General features: G+C 46.0%; 11 protein-coding genes and 1 pseudogene. 9 read left to right on the plus strand and 3 right to left on the minus strand.

The genetic code is table 11. The features are described 5' to 3' along the window. The first annotated feature begins 38 nt into the window (after positions 1-38). From ACO0K1_RS04230 to ACO0K1_RS04260, 7 genes are all read left to right on the plus strand, one after another. The gene (locus ACO0K1_RS04230) at positions 39-1,391 is read left to right on the plus strand and encodes an ABC transporter substrate-binding protein (protein ID WP_423023018.1); all 1,353 of its coding nucleotides are present in this window, start codon (positions 39-41) and stop codon (positions 1,389-1,391) included. Beyond that, on the plus strand, positions 1,388-2,272 hold the full coding sequence (locus tag ACO0K1_RS04235) for a carbohydrate ABC transporter permease (protein ID WP_423023021.1): 885 nt from the start codon (positions 1,388-1,390) through the stop codon (positions 2,270-2,272). The genes ACO0K1_RS04230 and ACO0K1_RS04235 overlap by 4 nt, the downstream gene beginning before the upstream one ends. Next, positions 2,269-3,096, plus strand: coding sequence for a carbohydrate ABC transporter permease (locus tag ACO0K1_RS04240; RefSeq protein ID WP_423023023.1), 828 nt, complete (start codon positions 2,269-2,271; stop codon positions 3,094-3,096). The genes ACO0K1_RS04235 and ACO0K1_RS04240 overlap by 4 nt, the downstream gene beginning before the upstream one ends. Continuing rightward, positions 3,093-4,607: a glycoside hydrolase family 3 protein gene (locus ACO0K1_RS04245; protein WP_423023025.1), complete on the plus strand. Its 1,515-nt coding sequence runs from the start codon at positions 3,093-3,095 to the stop codon at positions 4,605-4,607. The genes ACO0K1_RS04240 and ACO0K1_RS04245 overlap by 4 nt, the downstream gene beginning before the upstream one ends. A 153-nt stretch (positions 4,608-4,760) precedes the next feature. Then, a complete protein-coding gene (locus ACO0K1_RS04250; RefSeq protein WP_423023027.1) occupies positions 4,761-5,882 on the plus strand; it encodes an ABC transporter ATP-binding protein in 1,122 nt (373 codons plus the stop codon). Positions 5,883-5,888: 6 nt separating this feature from the next. Further along, positions 5,889-7,154, plus strand: a complete 1,266-nt coding sequence (locus ACO0K1_RS04255; RefSeq protein ID WP_423023029.1) for a DUF5009 domain-containing protein — start codon at positions 5,889-5,891, stop codon at positions 7,152-7,154. 514 nt (positions 7,155-7,668) lie between these two features. After that, complete coding sequence (locus tag ACO0K1_RS04260) at positions 7,669-10,041, plus strand: PAS domain S-box protein (RefSeq protein WP_423023031.1); 2,373 nt, start codon at positions 7,669-7,671, stop codon at positions 10,039-10,041. 55 nt (positions 10,042-10,096) lie between these two features. Here the strand turns inward: ACO0K1_RS04260 and ACO0K1_RS04265 are convergent, their stop codons facing one another. Continuing rightward, complete coding sequence (locus tag ACO0K1_RS04265; RefSeq protein ID WP_423023033.1) at positions 10,097-11,419, minus strand: MFS transporter; 1,323 nt, start codon at positions 11,417-11,419, stop codon at positions 10,097-10,099. Between the two features lie 469 nt (positions 11,420-11,888). Between ACO0K1_RS04265 and ACO0K1_RS04270 the strand changes: the two genes are divergently transcribed. Then, the gene (locus tag ACO0K1_RS04270; RefSeq protein ID WP_423023035.1) at positions 11,889-12,968 is read left to right on the plus strand and encodes an acyltransferase family protein; all 1,080 of its coding nucleotides are present in this window, start codon (positions 11,889-11,891) and stop codon (positions 12,966-12,968) included. Between the two features lie 14 nt (positions 12,969-12,982). Here ACO0K1_RS04270 and ACO0K1_RS04275 read toward each other — a convergent pair whose 3' ends face one another. Together ACO0K1_RS04275 and ACO0K1_RS04280 are read right to left on the minus strand one after the other, a co-directional pair. Beyond that, positions 12,983-13,819, minus strand: a complete 837-nt coding sequence (locus ACO0K1_RS04275; RefSeq protein ID WP_423023037.1) for an HDOD domain-containing protein — start codon at positions 13,817-13,819, stop codon at positions 12,983-12,985. Between the two features lie 296 nt (positions 13,820-14,115). Next, positions 14,116-16,845: a prolyl oligopeptidase family serine peptidase gene (locus ACO0K1_RS04280; RefSeq protein ID WP_423023039.1), complete on the minus strand. Its 2,730-nt coding sequence runs from the start codon at positions 16,843-16,845 to the stop codon at positions 14,116-14,118. Positions 16,846-17,421: 576 nt separating this feature from the next. Between ACO0K1_RS04280 and ACO0K1_RS04285 the strand changes: the two are divergent. Next, positions 17,422-17,763, plus strand: a pseudogene (locus ACO0K1_RS04285) (GntR family transcriptional regulator); the annotation flags it as partial. Positions 17,764-17,789: the final 26 nt, after the last annotated feature.

Raw genomic sequence — 17,789 nt, forward strand, 5'->3', positions numbered from 1 at the left:
TTAGTATAAAAAAATATCCTAATAAAGGCATTGATTAGATGGTTGTTTTTTTAAAAAATGTGGGGAGTATATTTAATACCTGCTTTTTTGCAGAGAATGATGCCAATCGCCAGCTGGTATTGCGCAAATCTCTGCAACAAATCCTGATGTGCTTCTTGTTGCTATTTGCTGTTCAGCAGCCAGCGTGCGCGGTGCAGAAAATTGAATTCTGGACCATGAGTCTGAAGCCAAAATTTATTCCCTATTTTCATGATCTGGTGCGTGACTACGAGGCTACTCATCCTGGCGTCTGGATTGAGTGGGTTGATTTTCCGTGGGATATTTTGCAGCTGAAATTAATTACGTCAATCGCTGCTGGCAAACCGCCCGCCCTGGTCAACCTGAGCGTGCCTTGGGCCGAAGAGATGGCGCGGGATGGCTTACTTGAACCGCTAGATGCCTATTTGACGGCACCAGGCCAGCTTAATCCCTACACCGATGCTGCGTTGGCAGATTTGCGTTTCAATGGCCAAGTGTACGGATTTCCGCATTACAGTAACGTTAACGTCATCGCGTATAACCGACAGCTATTGTCAGCAGCCGGCATTACTGCGGCGCCGAAAAATATGGATGAGTTATTGGCCTTGGCGGTGCAAGTTGCGGCAAAAACCGGCAAGCCGGGTTATGCGCCCGCTTTAGGGAAAATCGACGGTTTCATGATGCAGCAAGGGCTGGATTTGATACGCAATGGCAAAGCGGTATTTAACTCGCCGGCGCACGTTGCATTGATCAAAAAACTTGCTGCAACGTACAAAGCGAATGGTTTTTTAAAAGATAAATTATTTGCTGAAGATAATTTTCCGGCAGTCGTCGATGCTTACCTCGGTGGACGTTTGGCCGTGATGGTCAGCGCACCCACTGCGATTAAACGCATACAAACCGATGCGCCTGACATTTATGCGCAAACGGGTATTTTTCCTATGCCCCCAGGCCCAACAGGTATCAATGATGGTGGGTGGATGTTTCACTTCGCGATTCCAAAAGGGGTGAAGTCGCAAGATTTGCCAGCAGTCGCTGAATTTGCCCGTTATCTGACTGGTGATCAAAATCAATTGGCGTTTGCCCGCTTGGCTGGTGTTATGCCAACCACCAAAAAAGCGCTGGCAAATCCGTATTTTAAACAGTTGCCGACGAATGTAAGCGCGGCAGAATTGGCCTCTGCAGTGGCTGCTAATTCGATGAATTCCGCACGTAGTTTGTATGTTGCCGGCATCGATGATTACGATGAGTTACGCCGCTTTTTAGTGAAGGCCGTAGAGGCAAGCGTAACCGGCAAAGCCGACGTGCAAACTGCGCTAGACGAAGCCGTTACGATCTGGAATAAAAAATTAGCCAAGGTGCATAGGCCATGAAACATTCCCAAGTTGGCAATCAACATCATTCTAAATTAGCCTATGGTTTTTTAGCACCAGCATTACTTTTGCTGGCGGCTTTTTCATTTTGGCCAGTATTTTATGGCTCGTATCTAAGCTTCACCGATTTTAGTTTGATGCGGACGACCCACTGGGTTGGGCTGGAAAATTATCAGGCTTTGTTTAGTAATGAGATGTTTTTAACCGGGCTAAAAAATTCATTGCTATTTTTATTGGTGGTGCCATTCACACAGATCGGTGCAATCAGTTTGGCGGTATTAGTTAACAATCAATTGCCAGCGATACGTTGGTTTCGGGCGGCCTATTATGTGCCCGTGGTGACGACCGTTTCAGTGGTCGGCATTATGTGGGGTTTTATGTTTCATGAGCAGGGCACTTTAAATTATGTGCTCTTGCAATTGCATTTGATACGTGCGCCTTTGGGTTGGTTATCTGATGACGCCTTAGCCTTGTTTGCCATCATGTTTGTGTCGTTTTGGCGCGGCTTAGGTTGGTATATGGTGATGTATCTGGCGGCCTTGCAATCGCTGCCTTCTGAGATGCAAGAAGCGGCGATACTCGATGGTGCCAATCGCTGGCAACGCTTCTGGCGCATTACGGTGCCGATGCTGTACCCAACCATCATGGTGTGTAGCATTATGTCAGTATTGGCGGCATTAAAGGCGTATCAGGAAGTCGATGTATTGACGCAAGGTGGGCCAATGAACTCTACTTTCACAGCTTTGTATTATGCGTATGATCAAGGCTTAAAGCATTTGAAATTGCCCCGCGGTCTGGCAGCGAGTTTCGTTGTGTCTGTGTGCTGCATAGGGATCGCATTTGCGTGTCTGAAATACCTGAAGCCGAGGCATCGCGAATGAAAATCAATCGCCAAAAAATCTTAACACTATTGTCGCAATATCTTATTTTAAGCGTCATTGCGGTGATTTGTATTTTCCCTTTCTGGTGGACATTGGTCGTCGCTATTTCTACCAAAGGTAATGTGTTTGAGTTCCCGCCCACATTCTGGCCGCAAGCGATATCGATTGATAATTTTGTCGAAGTATTCCGTGTCATTCCGATACTGGCGTTTTATAAAAATTCTCTGCTGATCACGGTGGCGACGGTCATCGGTAAATTAGTGATTTGTTCGCTCGCTGCTTATCCCTTATCGCGGATGGAGTTTCGTGGCAGTAAGTTGATACTCGGCATCATTCTGGCGACGATGATTTTGCCGTCGGAAGTGAATTTTCTGGTGAATTTTATTAGCATGACTAAACTAGGTTTAGTCGATACTTACACGGGCGTGGTATTGCCGAATCTGGTGACTGCGGTCTCGATTCTTTTGTTAAAGCAGGCGTTCGATGAAGTCCCACAAGATTTGCTCGATGCAGCGCGGGTAGATGGTGCGACCGAATGGACGATTTTTTATCGCATCGTATTGCCGTTGATAACGCCCTGGCTAGCGACAGTTGGTATTTTGACGGCGGTAGAAGCCTGGAATGAATATATATGGCCTTCGATTATTATTGCGAAGCCCGACGATTTCCCTTTATCGGCCGGTGTTTTATATTTACGTGGCACTTATGGTAGCAGTACGCGGGTGATTGCCGCGGGAACAATTTTGACAGTCGCACCAATTCTGGTCGCCTTTTTATTTACTCAGCGCTTTTTTATGCGCGGTATGGATGGAGCAGTGAAATGACGCAAGACAAACAGTATGTGATGAGCCTTGATGAAGCACGACAACTGGCTGGCCAGTTGGTGATGATACGGATGCCAATCACCAGTCTGGATGAGGTATCTGCACACTATTTGAAGCAACATCACATTCGTGCGATTTGTCTTTTCCGAGGCAATATGACCGATGAAATTCAACTCAAAAAATTGACGGCTGATTTACGTGAAGTAATGGGCGCAGAGTCGTTGATCGCTATCGATCAGGAAGGCGGTGCCGTGGTTCGTGCAACATGGGTGCCACAACCACCGGCGGCGATGTCGCTTGGTGCTAGTGATGATCCTGAATTATGTTACCAGGTAGGTGCTGCAGTCGCTCGCGGTGTGAAAGCGCTAGGTTTTAACTGGAATTTTGCACCAGTCCTGGATTTAAACAATAACGTCGATAACCCGGTTATTTCTGAACGTTCTTTTGGCTCAGATCCACAGCGTGCAAGTGAATTGGCGTTGGCATGGATGGATGGCAGTTTGTCTGAGGGCGTTGCCTGTTGCGTTAAACATTTTCCTGGTCATGGCGATACGAATGTTGATTCACACCGCGATTTGCCAACGGTCGATAAAAGTCTTGAACAACTGCAAGCATTGGAGTTAGCACCATTTCAGATTGCGGTGAGTCGTAATGCGCCTGCGATGATGACAGCGCATATTGTTTATCCCGCACTGGATGCGGACAATCCCGCCACCATGTCCAAACCAATTTTGACTGGTTTATTACGCGATCAATGGAATTATCAAGGTGTGGTGATTACCGATGGTATGGATATGCATGCGATTGCTGGTCGCTACGGTGTTGGTAATGCCGCTGTAAAAGCCTTGCTTGCTGGCGCAGATTTGGTGATGGCGTTGGGAACCACAGAAACGCAAATCGAGACGCTTGAGGCATTAACCGAAGTGATCGCCAGTGGTCAGGTCACAAGAGAGGACATTGCACAACGTTTGGCGCGGGTGCGTGCGTTGACCGATGCTTATCCTTGTGGATCAGCTGCATATCAATCAGATATGGCAGATCGTATTTTGATGTCTGCCGCCTGGAAGCGTGGTTTAACGACGAGCGGAAATGCAACAGCACCCGCTAAGGGTAGCAAAGTACGTCTTGTTATCAGCGCCGACGTCGTGAGTGACGGTGTGTCGGAAGCCGGTATTCCTGCTGAAAAAGTAAGTGCTATGTTGAGCAGTTTATATGACGTAGAAACCGTGTGTTTTGATGATGCCGATAGTTTTGACTGGCGCGCATTACCGCACGATGAGCGTTTCGTGATTCTGGCGTCGACTGTCAGGATTCGTTACAGCCAACATGTGCGCGACACGTGGAAGCCTGATTTGCACCTTGTCTTATGGAATCCATTTCAGATGTTAGATATCCAGTCGCCCGCGTTAATGACTTATGGCTTTGCGCCACCAGCGGTGGATGCTGCTCGTGCATGGTTTGCTGGTGAAATTAGTGCTGATGGAAAAATCCCCGTGCATGGTTTTCATTAAGCATCCGTAAGGAAATTAATCAAGCGACCAATCAAGCGACCAATCAAGCGATCAATCAATCGTACGAACATGAAGGTCGCGGATCACGAAATAAATTCGCGCATTGTGAACCTTTATGTTTAACGATCAAGAAGAAAAAATCAGAGACAAAATATGGCCGATGTCAAACTGCAACAGCTCGCCAAATCCTATGGCAAGAATCAAGTATTAAGACAGATTGATTTGCATATTCAGAATGGCGAGTTCATGGTCTTCGTAGGACCATCCGGATGCGGAAAATCAACGCTGCTTCGTATGATCGCCGGGCTGGAATCCATCGATGAAGGCGAGCTTTTTATTGGCGGTGTGAGATCAAATGACATTCCGCCTGCACAACGCGGTTTGGCGATGGTATTTCAATCCTATGCACTGTATCCGCATATGACGGTCTTTGAAAATATGGCGTTTAGTCTTACCTTGTCAAAAATGTCTAAGGCGGAAATCGCAAGTACTGTAGAGAGAACCGCTGAGGCACTGCAGATTACACATTTGCTGGAGCGTAAACCACGGGATTTATCGGGTGGACAGCGGCAGCGGGTAGCGATTGGTCGTGCCATCGTACGCCAACCAAGTTTATTTTTATTTGACGAACCTTTATCCAATCTGGATGCCAGTTTACGGGTACAGATGCGGATCGAGCTGAGTAAAATGCATAGAGAGTTACAATCGACGATGATTTATGTCACGCATGATCAAGTAGAGGCCATGACATTGGGGCAACGTATTGCCGTGTTTAATGGCGGTATCATTGAACAGGTAGGTACGCCATTAACCCTGTATGAACATCCTGCCAATGTGTTTGTGGCTGGCTTTTTAGGGACGCCAAAAATGAATTTATTGGCAGCGACCGTTATGGATGCCGAACGACAAGGGGTTCTGGTACAGTTGGCGGATGGCTGCTTATTGCAAATTCAGGTAGATGGTAGATCATTGCGCATTGGTGACCATGTCACGGTAGGTATTCGGGCAGAGCATATTAAGCTTGAAGACACGACACAAACGTCGACAAATCGCTTACAAGTCGATGTTAATTTTGTTGAGCATTTGGGTGATAGTTGCATTGTGTATGCGAATTTTCCGGGGGCTGAAAATTTATTTGCTGCGAAGTTTTCAGCCGAAATTCCTCAGCTTCGTCCGTCGCAAAAGTTGACGCTGTATGCTGCCGCTGAGCACTGTTATGCGTTCGATACAACGGGCAACGCCTTACCACGCCTGTCGGCATTGTCAGCACGCTAAGCGACCATGAGCCTGCCTTCAACTTCACGAAGTGCCAGCATCGACGTGTTTCGTGGCATGACGATTTTGCTCATGATTTTTGTCAATGATTTGGCGGGCGTAGCGGGGATACCTTCGTGGCTCAAGCATATGCCGGCGGACGTTGATGGTATGTCGCTGGCAGATGTGGTTTTTCCAGCGTTTCTATTTATCGTTGGGCTTTCCCTGCCATTGGCATTAAAACAGCGTCAGCAATCTGGTGCAGGGCGTTCACTGTTGATGTCGCATCAAATACGCCGTTCTGTGTCATTAATCATCATTGGTGTCATGATGGTGAATGCAGAGGATGGTTTTACGCAGAGTGCGATGCCGATTTCGATTCACTTATGGTCTGCGTTGATGCTATTGGCAGTCGTGCTGGTTTGGCATATACGTTTTAAAAACATACCGCGATTCAGTCGGGTTCTAAGTAGCATAGGTGTGTTATTGCTACTGAGCTTCGCTCTGGTTTATCGAAGTGGTGAGAATGGATTGTCAGGGCTGCAGCCGCAATGGTGGGGCATACTTGGGCTGATTGGATGGTCTTCCCTCTTTGCTGGCATGGTGGTGATTTTTTTCGGTGCTTCTTTACCACTTGTATTGTTTTCTAATGTGATTTGTCTTGCTGGGTTCGTCGGCTTGCAGCCTGATTATCTTTCATCATTTTCATCATTTTCATCAGCTTTTTCGTTATCTTCTCTATCAAATGATCGTGTACTCCATTTTTTAAGCGATCAGGCGAATCAGTTCACTCACGTGATGCTGGTCATGGCAGGCGCTGGAGTGTCGCAGTTGTTATTTAGTTCGCAGGCCAGCTCACCAGCGACTTCACAGGCGACTTCACAGGCAGCACAACGTCAGCGTGCCGGGCTCTTGGCTGTGTGGTGTATTGCTGCATTCTTGATCGCCATGGGTTTGCATCTCGTTTTTCCTATATCAAAAATTCATGCAACCCCGAGTTGGGCGTGGTTCTCGATCGCGATCTGTAGTTCGGTGATGTTGTTGCTGTATGTGGCGATCGACGTGTTGCAATGGCGGTCCTGGTATCAATTCCTCATGCCTGCCGCACAAAACTCTTTATTCATTTATCTGCTGCCATTCTTCATTTATAGCGTTTCCGAGTATTTCCAGCTAGTGTTAGTGCCGGTGTTACGCCAAGGGGCGCTTGGGATGCTATGGAGCATTTTTTATGTAGCGCTCATGATTGCCATGATCAAGCTATTCAATCGACTGGGATTGCGTTTAAAATTATAGTGTAATTGTATTAATAATTATCACTAATTCATCGACGTAGTTCGTATTTTTTGAACATTTCCAGGTAGTCAATTGACATGCTTTCATCGCTGATTTTGTCAGCTTAGTAATGAAATTACGTCATCGGGACTCCATTCTGTTATCGATGAGTACCTATTCCAGATCAGATACTGCCTTTTCTATTGAGAATTGCTGTCGTCTTAATGGCAATTTATTGCTTGCTCATGTAATGTACTGAATTGATCAGGATTATGGGATGAGACCACAATTTTTACGTCTTATTGAATGTTGCGCGCAGAGCGGCTATGACGTTATCTTGTTCCTATTTTGCGCTGGGCGATTTGGTTAGCCAGTGCAAAGCAGGGACAAGCAGGGTTGTCATAGCCATTAGAGTTTGTCGCGTGGCGCATTATTTTGAGCGAAGGTCATTTTGGTGGGATTAAAAAGTCACACCAACCAGCATGTCTGAATGAGATAAATAACTTCCTGAAACTTTAAAGTACCTGGGTTTGCAATGAGATTGTCATTACGTTGGAAATTAGTGCTGGGCAGTGTATTGATCGAAGTGGCGATGCTGGGTTTTTTAGTTTCCAATAGCTTACGCCTGAATCAAGAAACCATGCTGCAATTGGTCGATCTTCGTTTGAGAGAAGTATCGGTGTTATTGAATACGTCGGTGACGCCGGCAATGGCACAGCACGACGTGGCTACCATAAACGAGGTATTTCGTGCCAGTCGCCGTAAGGACGGGATCGTCTATTTTTTACTTTTTGACCGCAGCCAACATTTAATTGCCGCCAATGGTTGGGACGGTGAAGCCCCAACGGATTTGCATGATTTTCATATTGCCAGTAGCACGACACGCATTGATGCCCGCCTTCCGGTGACATTGAATGGTATGCCCTATGGCGACTTGCTATTTGGCGTGAACACGCAATTTGTCAAAGATGCCCGCGATCGCTTGTTGAATGAATCTGTTTTAATCGCGACGATCGAGATTTTGATTTCTTTTATTTGTATAGCCCTCCTTGGGACTTGGTTGACACGTAACCTGAAGCGTTTAGAAGTATCTGCTAACGCGATTTCCAGAGGTGAATACGGGCTGCGTATTGCGCACACTGGTAATGATGAAGTTGGCGGTGTTGGACGTGCGCTGAATATTATGGGAGAGCAACTGGAACGCGATATTCTGGCGCTGAAACATAGCGAGCAACAACAGCGAGCAACCGCTGAGCGTTTGCAGTCGGTGTTTGAAGCAGTACCTGACTACCTGACATTAAGCCAGTTAGAAAGCGGGATGATTGTCTATGGGAATGCTGGTTTTGAAACCATGACTGGATACACCCGCGCAGAAGCGGTCGGCCAGACCAGCATCAAAATGGGTATTTGGCTGGATATAGAAAATCGAAAACGTTGGGTAAAATCGGTATTTGCCAATGGTTTTATTAGCGACTTCCAGACATCACTTTCCACTAAAGATGGCAAAATTAAAGCAATCTTGCTGTCGGCTAAATTATTGGATATTGATGGTGTTCCCCACATCGTCACGATCTGCAAAGACATTACGGAGCGGCTCGAATCAGAGATTAAAGTGGAGATGGGACGGCGTAAACTGCAGGCTGTACTTGATGCGGCGTCAGAAGTATCCATCATTGCTACCGATGTCTATGGCAAAATTACCATGTTCAATAGCGGCGCGGAAAAAATGTTGGGCTATAGCGCAGAGGAATTTGTTGGTCGCATAACACCAGCACCATTTCACGATAAGAAGGAATTAAGCGAACGCAGCCGCCAGTTGTCAAAGCAGTTTGGCCGGCATATATCAGGCATTGAAATTTTTACGGCAGTGGCGATACAAAATGGTTCTGATGTCAGTAACTGGACTTACATTCACAAAAGCGGAAAGCGTATCAATGTATCACTGGTAGTCACGACGATGCGCGATGAATTTGAAAATGTCGTTGGCTATCTTGGTATCGCACGAGACATTACGCCACAAGTCGAAGCCCGGGCAGCTTTGCGCCAACTCAATGACGAGCTGGAGCTACGGGTCAACGAGCGTACAGCTGAATTGAAAAAGGCTAACCTCGACCTGGCGTTAGCGATGGAAAAATTACAGCTGGCGCAGGATGAATTAATTCGTTCGGAAAAACTGAAGGCGCTTGGCAATATTGTCGCGGTGGTCGCGCATGAACTTAATACGCCAATCGGTAATAGCCTGACAGTTGCCACAACCTTACGTGAAAAGACGACGTCGATTAATCAATTGTTTGCAAATGGCGGTTTGCGTAAGTCGACTTTAAGCGACTATTTGAGCGAGGCTGATGAAGGTACCAGTATCTTAATTCGTGCTTTACATCGTTCCAGTGATCTGGTGAACAATTTTAAACATGTTGCGGTGGATCAGGTAACTGACCAACGACGTCCCTTCGATTTATATGACATTATTGTTGACGTTGCTGCTGTTCTGAGTCCGATGCTGCGTATGACACCATTCCGTTTTACTTTTGATGTTCCGCAGGGGATTTTGTTGGACAGCTACCCAGGCCCATTGGAGCAGATCGTGACCAATCTGATTAACAATTCGGTAGCGCATGCATTTGACGGTAAAGATCAAGGTGAAATGCATTTAACCGCACGACTTTTTGATGAAAAGACCGTACAGATACTGTTCAGCGACGACGGTGTCGGCATAGAAACTGATCATTTATCGCGTATTTTTGACCCGTTTTACACGACAAAAATGGGGCGCGGCGGAACCGGTTTAGGTTTGAATATCGTTCACAATATTGCCACCAAAACCTTAGGTGGCAATTTAAATGTGGATAGTTTTTACGGTAAAGGCACTGTATTTACTCTTAATATTCCATTGCATGCCCCAACGTAGTGAGCAACTGCAGTGAGTAACTGCAGTGATCAACTTTAGTAATCAACTGCAGCGGTCAAATGATCTTGTTCGCTTCGACCTGCCCATCATCTGCCTGAGCAAGATCTTCTTCGGGTGTTGCCTGGTCTTTGATTTTGACAAAGCGCGTCAGGATCAGCACTGGTATCGCTGAGATCAAGACCCAGACAAAAAACTGTTTGTAGCCTAGAGCCACCTGGATATCGCCACTGATCATTTTAAAAAACACAAATCCGAGTTGCATGACACCGGTACCCAGAGCATAGTGCGCAGTCTGATATTTGCCGACAGCAACCACTTGCATGATGAACAGAATCAACCCGACAAAACCGAAGCCATAGCCGAACATTTCGAAACTCAGTGCCGTTGCGATGACACTCATGTTTTCAGGCAGAGTGCTACTCAGGAAAAAGAACACAAGATTTGGTACGTTCATCGCCACAATCAACCATGGCAAGGCTCTGCGTAAGCCTAACCAAGAGGCAAAGTAACCACCTAAAATACTACCCCCCAAAAATGCGACGGTACCCGCGGTGCCATACACCACGCCGACTTGATCAGTACTTAATCCTAAACCACCCAGTTCTCTTGCATCGCGTAAAAACAAGGGGCCAATCGTTTGGATTTGGCCTTCGCCAGCACGAAATAAAATAATGAAGGTAATGGCAAGCCAGATTCCAGGCTTTTTAAAGAAGTCGACAATGACATCGAGCAAAGTGGTAAATACACTATGCATCGACGCTTCTGTATTGGTGTTTTTAGTCCCTGGTAGCGCCCAGCTGTGATAAATGCCTAATGCTGTCAGCATCACACCCAGGATGCCAAAAATGATCATCCATGCATGCTGCGCATCCATTTGTTTCTCTAAGTGACCAGCCAGAATGACAAGCCCGCCCAGCGAAATGAATTTGGCGGCATTAAAAAATGCCCCTTGCCAACCTGCGTAGGCAGCCTGCTGCTTATTGCTCAGACTGGCGATATATAAACCGTCTGCAGCGATATCATGGGTTGCTGAGGCAATACCTACCACGCCGAGCAGCGCGATACTCAACGCAAAATACGTTGGCAATTGCAACGATAAGGCAACCAATCCAAGACAGACGCCACCAATGAGTTGAAACGACACGACGATCAGTTTTTTGCTACTCGCAGCTTCAAGGAAAGGGCTCCAGAGAGACTTAAAAACCCAAGCCAAGCCGATCAAGCCAGTCCAACGTGCAATTTGGTCGTTGGGTACGCCCAAGCTCTTGTACATCAATCCTGCGACCAATGCGACTGCATAAAAGGGCAGGCCTTCCGCCAGATATAAAGTGGGTACCCAACGCATTGGATGTGCGCTAACGGTCGTTTTTGTGGTCATAAAGTCGTCTCAAATGTTCAATTTTTTTGATGCTGATCTCAACCTGTCTTCTACACGACGGTGCAAATTAACAGTAGCGATAGCAACGCTCAGATTCAGAACATACTAGTGCAGGATACACAGGTCAACTGGTTTTATATTTGCAATGCCACTTAAGTGCCAGTATCATGGGTTTGTGATTGCAGTTATGGCTATTTTTTACTTGAATACCCTCTAAAGCATCGATAAATTATCGTTTTTCTTTGGATATCATTGATGTTGCATTTTGTCGATTAATCTGTGTTTCTTGATTAACTGGTATGTATGCTAGCCATGCTGTAAAAAGTGCTTCTCTATGGTTGAACTATCGCAAAAAGTGGCAATTGGTATTGCCTGAATACTGAGTTTTAGCTACCTCACCAAGAAATTACCGAAGCGTACATCATTGTTTTTACGCTCTGATTATTCGTATAAAAAATGGAGACAATCCGTGAATCAACAAAAACAAGGTCGTTTTTTATCAGTGGATGTATTTCGCGGATGGACGGTCGCTGCAATGTTATTAGTCAATAACGCGGGCGATTGGGATCATGTATTTCCGTGGCTCGAACATGCTGAATGGCATGGTTGCACGCCTGCAGATTTTATTTTTCCATTTTTCTTGCTGATTGTTGGATTGTCGGTCTCGTTAGCCCTTAGCCCCCAATTAGAGCGTGGCGCAGACGTCAAACAATTAGGATCATCTGTTATATGGCGGGCAGTGCGCTTGTTCGTTTTGGGATTGCTGTTGCATTGGTTTGCAACATGGACCATCGAAGGGCGCGCTTTTCGATTATTTGGGGTGCTACAAAGAATTGGTTTGTGTTTTGCCTTTGCCGGACTCACGGTGTTATACGTGCGTTCATATTTTCAGCGTTGGATCCTGACGTGTCTGATCTTGTTGGCGTCAAGCTTGGCGCTGCTTTCTTATGGTTCCTTAGAGCCAGGAAAAAATCTGGCGGATCTGCTTGATACTTTGCTGTTAGGCCATCTTGCCTATCAGTTTGATCCGTTGACTGGATTTGCACATGATCCTGAAGGGATCTTTTCCACGCTCCCTGCGTTCGCCAGTGTGTTGTTAGGTGTGCAGGCAGCTCATTTCTTGCGGCAGAGTAGACTTTCCGCCTTATATGCGATCGGCGCTGGCTTGTTGGTTGGCGGTTATTTATTATCGTTTTGGCTGCCAATGAATAAGCAATTATGGACCGCGTCGTTTGTTTTGTGGACCAGTGGCGCTGCGTATGTCGTGATCGCATTTCTGCATTGGCTGATTGATCTTAAGCACCTGCCTGCGGTGGGGCGCAGCTTTGGGATTAATTCGATTGCTGCTTATGCTGGTTCATGGATCGCGACCTGCTTGCTCGCGTTCACTGGCTGGGGAGACGAATGGTATCGAAATGTCTTTTACCCACTATTGGCACCGAGATTTGGAGAGAATTTTTCTTCGTTTGCGTTCGCCTTTGCTTTCACCGCTGTGTTTGCCGGGCTCATGCATGGTATGGCGCGTAAAGGCTGGCGTATCGTCATTTGAGTGAAACTGCGCTTTTACACCAAAAGCGCAGCGGATAAGGAGTCTACTTCTTCGTGGTTGTCATTTAAAATTTCTCGCAATGTCGTTTCATTAACATCGAAATCGAAATTGGCAGCAAACTGTTTTGTGTTTAGTCCCATCTCTTCATGTAACGGTGACACAAATGGCGACATTTCATTTGCCAAAATCAGTGTGTCGCCTAAGGACTTTGGCGGTGAAGCAGAAACGCCTTGCCATAGCTGTTCTACCGCATTCATGACATGTGCAGGAATACCTAAATACTTCATGACGCCGCGGCCAATTAAGCGCTCGCCATATTCCGACCATATCTCAGGTTCGCCATCCAAAAGTCCAGGGAATTCCTCAGCACGGGATATTAAATAGAAACCGCCCACCTCATGCACAATGCCAGAAAACATTGCTGTGTCAGGATCGACCTTCGTGATGTATTTGGCGATTACTTGTCCGAGTGCCGCTACATGCGCTGAATGTTCCCATAATTCTCTCGCCTTTTCTTTCAGCAGTGGGTCTCTCACTTGCGTGTTTAGCTGACGAACGACAGTGGCGCTGACTAATGTTCTTATTGTTCGAAAACCAATACGACTAATTGCCATTGGAACATTGTTTACTTCCATTCCAGAGCGATTAAATGACGCGGAGTTCGCCAGGGCGACAGTACGTGCCGAAAGTACCGGATCAGCAATAATGTATTTTGCTGCGGTTTCTAAGTGGCAATCCGGGTTATCGAGGATGCGTTTTAACTTCAGCGTTTCTTCAACATGGGTCGGAAATACCAAATCGCCTTGGCTGGCTTGTTCTGCAATACGTTTATAAATAGCTAAGCGATCCATGATTCAACTCCGGTAAAACAATGTCGACTTCTGATATTGTTAAAAATTGTAAATTATTGTCTTGCGCTTGTACAGAGTAGTATGAAAATTCCATAAAGCAACGTCTTATTTGTTAGTAGGTGTAACAGCGGTTTTAGAGCACCTGCAATTAACGCTTCAATAGAGCAAACGGATGATATGCAGAGGTAAATTGGCCTGGATAATTTGTATTTTTATGGTTTTGTAAAAAAAAAAACAGCGCCGTAGCGCTGTTTTACATAATGAAACATCATTGATTTGACATTAACAAAAGAATATTATTTTGTTGTTGGATTGCCTACGCCCAAATGTTGAATAAAAAAGTTTTCATACTTTTTATGCCACGCCTTGGCTTTGATTGCCCCACCCATTGCATGTTCGCCATCGGGATCAAGGAAAAGATCGACCAACTGTTCTTTGCCGTTTTCAAGCAATGCGCGGTAGACATTCACAGTATCCTGATACAAGACGTTCGGATCTTGCATGCCGTGTACCAACATCAAAGGTTTTTTCAAGCCTGACGTTAATGGCAGCAGCGAGAAGCGGCGAAGGCTGAGCTTACTTCTCTCCGTTTTACCCAGGGTACGACCGGTGTACCAGCTATTGTAGTTTTCCCATTCAGTTGGACCACCACCAGCGATCCCGGCTGCAAAAGTATCAGGGCTGGTGTACATCGCATACTGTGTCTGGAAACCACCAAAGCTCCAGCCAGTCAAACCGATACGTTTGCCGTCAACACCAAAGTGCTGCTGCATGTATTTGGCGAGATCTTCGAGATCTTCCGTTTGCGGCTTGCCTGGCTGTTCCCAGTTCGCATCGCTGAATTTTCGACCGTAATCAGAATGACCACGCGGATCAACTGCCACCGTAACGTAGCCATGTTTCGCTGCCATGTACATGCCAAACAGGTAGGCAGTTGGTTGGAAACTATCTGTTTCGATGATATGGCGCGTTCCCAGTGGGCCACCATAGGTATAAACAATGGCAGGACGTTGGTCAGTTTCTTTCCAGCCCGCAGGCTTAAAAACATAAGCCTGAATCGTATCGCCATGTCGGTTTGGATAGCTGAAACGGGTAGGGTGCATGATATCGACTGCACCCCATAACGGATTGTTACTTTGCGTCAGTGTTTTTACTTTGGCGGTTTTCGTATCAATCAACTTCAGTTCGGGGCGATTAGACCATTGGCCAGCGACGCTCGCTAATGTATTACCTGTCTCTGCCACAGCACTGGCACGATGAAAATCGCCGGCTGTTCCAAGCGCACTCATTGCACCACTCGCCAAATCTACTTTATAGGCATTCATGGCGGCAAAATCGTCTTTGTTTGCCAGCAAAAACATAGACTTACTGTCAGGACTAAAACCGACGATATGATGGGCTTCAAAATCACCTTTCATTATCGGTGTTGCTGCCCCAGTGTCCGTGTTGATCGCATACGGTTGACGGTAGCCTTGTTCATCCAGAATCGCAATCAGTTGTTTGCTGTCAGGGGTAAATTGCGGTGCGATCACATCGACGACTTCATGGCCGACATTGTTGCGACGTTCTAGCACGATACTTGGTTTGCTACTTTCATCTGCCTTGCCCACGTAAATGCGCAATAAGTTCTTCTCACGTTCCCATGTTGCGAAAGTATAGCGACTGCCATCTTTAGCCCATCTGATATCACTCATTTCAAACCAGATGTCGCCGCCTTCATTTGTAAATACGGGTTCTGGCTGGCGTGTACTGCTATCACTCACACGGCGAATGTACAGTGCAGTTGGCAAGACTTTGCGCTTGTCATCCGCTACTTCTCGATCCACTTTTTTAGCTGTCGCGAAGCGGGTGTTGTAATCCATGATTTCGACTTTGCGTTCAGAGGGGGGATTCACTTTGCCCGTCTCTGGGTTAATGTCTGGTGCTTCGGCTGAAATCGCCATCCACTGTTTGTTTTCACTCAAAACGGTATGGGTGATTTTATATTTCTTGTCAGCATCATCCGGATGAATTAATTCACGATTTAACTGACGGATGCCGCTATTGTCAAAATTAGCACTGTACAGGCATTTTTCATCCATATAGATGTAGCCTTTATCGTCGGCGTTGTAGGCGACGATACGTTCCGCTTTATCGGTTTGCGTCAGGCGTTCGAGCTTACCGCTGTCTGCGATCAGACGGAATAAGTCACCGCGGTATTCAAAAATGAGTTCATTCTTTTTGTTAGCCCAGACTAAATTTTCGATGCCTGGATAGAGGTCGCCAGGCTTTAGTTTTTCTTTTTCTGCTTTCTTTTTCAGCGCATCGCGCAATTCCCAGACTTCTTTTTCGGCATCGGCTTTTACATCTTTTGCATCTTTTGCATCCTTGCCGTCTTCTTTTTTATCGTCTTTCTTTGTACTTGCATCTGCGACGCTGGCAGTGTTGGCTGAAACCGCCGCTGCCGCTGCTGCTGCTTTCTCTTTGGCGGCTTCAGCGTCTGCCTCTGCTTTTTTAGCCGCTTCTTTGGTTTTCTTTTCTGCAAGTTCCAGCTTTATTTGTGCCAGATCTGCGTCTTCCCATTGTTTCAGATTGACATTATCGCCGCGCAAATACGCCGCCTGGGCTTCTGCTTTAGCCTGACGTTCAGCTTCTTCTTTGTCTTTTTGCTTGGCTTTTTTGTCAAAGCGATCCCACACCTCAGGCGCATCATAGGCCTTCATCACTGCTGGTGATGTAATGCGTTTGGTGTTGCCAGTTTGCGTATCGTAGACATACAAGTCCGAACCTAATTCGCCGAAAGGATTCCAGGCGTAAGCAAGATAGCGTCCATCGTGACTGAAGTGCAAAAGTTTTGCCTGCTGACCTGTGTACGATTTAGCGCGGAACAACTGCTCTAACGTCAGCTCGGCAGGTGCAATCTTCATCACGCTGTTGGCAGTATTTGTTGGTGCGGATACTGCCGCAGCTGCAGTCTGTTGTGTCAGGCTGACCATCGTGCCGGCGCAAGCCAGTGCAATACTCAGAGTGATCATTTTGGGGGACATGGGAGAGCTCCTGGAGTTATTTTTATGAATACTTATTTTCATGGACCTGCACAAATTCGCCGACCATTTTGTTGGTTCATCGTCGTAGATGAAGTCCATTTTTAATGACACAGGCATTTGAAAACGAACAAATCTGCTGCTAATTTCATCATTCTTACATTGAAACTCTTAAGAATTGTCTCTGTGGAAACTTATTTTCAACTGGATTTCAAATCAATAGCCTGAAAGTACGCTGTATTGACCGAAGTTATTGATTTTAAGTTCCTCTGCGTGAAATGAAAAGTGGAAAAATATTTTCATTTATTAATGAGAATAATTAATGAAAATATCGTAGGCATGCCGATTTCTTTTCTATCGCAATAAAAAAGTTGAAATTATTTTTTTATTATGTATAGTGATGTGGTGTGCTGGTTATGTATATCACTACATTTGTGATTAATAATGGTAACTAATTACGGTGATTAATTACGGTGATTAATCATGTTGATTAATCGTGTTAATTATTCGTGTTAATTATTCGTGTTAATTAATCGTGTTAATTAATCACGGTGATTTTTTGCAAGAAGGAGAAAAGGTATGTCCGTAGACTGGAACGACCAATCGCCGATTTACCGGCAATTGAAGCAAAAAGTTCTGTCGATGATTCTCGATGGGATTTTAAAGGCTGGTGACGCTTTGCCCTCGGTGCGCCAAGTGGCAAGCGACTATCAAATTAACCCGATCACGGTGTCCAAGGCATATCAAGAATTGCTGGATCAAGAATTGGTTGAAAAGCGTCGCGGGCTAGGCATGTTTGTGACTGACAATGCTTATGCAAAATTACTCGCTTCTGAGCAAGATCAATTTATGAAAGAAGAATGGCCAGCGACGTGCGAACGTATCCGTCGGCTGGGTTTAACGATGAGCGATCTGATGCCTGCGCTTACTTCATGCACTAATGTATC

Source organism: Undibacterium sp. SXout20W (assembly GCF_049340285.1).
GTDB lineage: Bacteria > Pseudomonadota > Gammaproteobacteria > Burkholderiales > Burkholderiaceae_D > Undibacterium.